General features: G+C 67.0%; 2 protein-coding genes. Both read left to right on the top strand.

Annotated features, from left to right (window positions below; genetic code table 11):
- The first annotated feature begins 295 nt into the window (after positions 1–295).
- The gene (locus ACE3TU_RS22245) at positions 296–1,327 is read left to right on the top strand and encodes a glycine betaine ABC transporter substrate-binding protein (RefSeq protein WP_374628030.1); all 1,032 of its coding nucleotides are present in this window, start codon (positions 296–298) and stop codon (positions 1,325–1,327) included.
- Positions 1,328–1,434: 107 nt separating this feature from the next.
- The coding region (locus tag ACE3TU_RS22240) for a beta-lactamase hydrolase domain-containing protein (protein ID WP_374628031.1) at positions 1,435–1,561 on the top strand (127 nt) is incomplete at its 3' end.

Below are 1,561 nucleotides of genomic sequence, written 5' to 3'. Positions count from 1 at the left end.
GGCTAGCCCGAGGATGGAGTGAGTTCTGTTCATGATGTCCCTCAATCGTGTTGCCGCCCGGTGGCGCCGTTCTCTAGGGCGGCGCCTGCTGGCCGGACAACAGTGGATGGGGGCACGATCCGTGCCCCGCTGGCCGCGATATTGCATATTTCGCCGCATTGAGTCATCCGCTTTTGATCGAACGGTAAAAGCCGCCGGCGCGGGTGTTCGCGACGCCGGCGCCCCTGTAGGATGGGGCAATTCGGCACGAACTGAAGGGCACAAGGTGCGTCTGGGCATTCTACCGATCCTGGCCATGCTGGTTCTGCAGCCGACGGGCGTCACGGCACAGGACTCGATCCAGGTCCTCGGGGCGCCGGGGGTGGAGAGCGCGCCGACCGTCGACCCGGCGCCCGCCGCGCCGGCCCCGCAGCCACCCTGCGGTACGCAGCCGCTGACCATCGCCCGGATGGCCTGGCCCTCGGCGGCGCTGCTCGCGGAGGTGCATTCGCGGCTCCTGACGGCGTTCTACCAGTGCAACGTCATGGTGCAGGAGGGAGACCTGGCGGCGACCGGCTCGTCGATGGGATCGACCGGACAGCCGGCCGTAGCGCCGGAACTGTGGACCGCTCGCATTGCTGACATCTGGAACGCCGCCATGCAGGGCCAGAAGGTGCGGCAGGCAGGCCTCGCCTACGCCGATCCGGTGTTCGAGGGCTGGTTCGTGCCCGACTATGTCGTGGCGCAGTGGCCCGAGGTCGCCACGATGGAGGGGCTCCGGGCCAATGCCGGGATATTCGGGGAGGGTGGCGGTCGCGGTCGCATGATCTCCTGTCCGCTGGACTGGGGCTGCGCCCTGATCAACCGCAACCTGCTCAGGGCCTTCGGGCTCGAGCAGAGTTTCGATGTCGTCGAGCCGGCGAACCGCTTCGAGATGGACACCCTGATCGCCGAGGCGGTCGGGCGCAAGCAGCCGATCCTGTTCTACTACTGGCAACCCAACGCCATCCTGGCGCAGTTCTCGTTCCGGCAGGTGACGCTGCCGGCCTATGACCGGGAGGCCTTTCTGTGCATGGGGCGCGCCGTCTGTCCGCTGCCGGCACCGACCGGCTTCGCGCCGGATCCGGTGGTGATCGCGCTGGCCGAGTGGGTCTACCTCGATGCGCCGCAGGTTGCCGCCTATTTTGGCCGCACGCGCATGCCGTTCAGCGAAATGAACCTCATGCTGCAGCAGCTGGGGCAGGCCGGCGAGACGGTGGAGTCGGTGGCCGATCGCTTTGTCGCCGAGCGGGGCGAAATCTGGCGACCTTGGGTCGGCTTGCCGGCCGTCGAGGCTCCCGCTCAGTAGACGCGCAACGGTACCGTCAGCCGGAACCTCACCGCCTTGCCTCGTGCCGTGGGCGGTGTCTATAAAGGACCGGGAAGTCTCGGGCGCTCGGAGTATCTGACTTGGACGTGAAGCGGATCAACGACCACGTAAGCGTGTCACCGCAAATCAGCCCAGAGGATATCGCGACTATCAAGGCCCGGGGCTTTGTCGCCATCATCAACAACCGGCCGGACGGGGAAGCCCCGGATCAGC

The organism is Devosia sp. (assembly GCF_041917035.1).
Lineage (GTDB): Bacteria > Pseudomonadota > Alphaproteobacteria > Rhizobiales > Devosiaceae > Devosia_A.
Note: the sequence above shows the minus strand (reverse complement) of the source record. Positions and strands in the feature narration are given on the sequence as shown.

Coding starts and splice junctions, on each gene's coding strand:
- ACE3TU_RS22245 (WP_374628030.1), top strand. CDS start 296: ATGCTGGTTCTGCAGCCGACGGGCGTCACGGCACAGGACTCGATCCAG.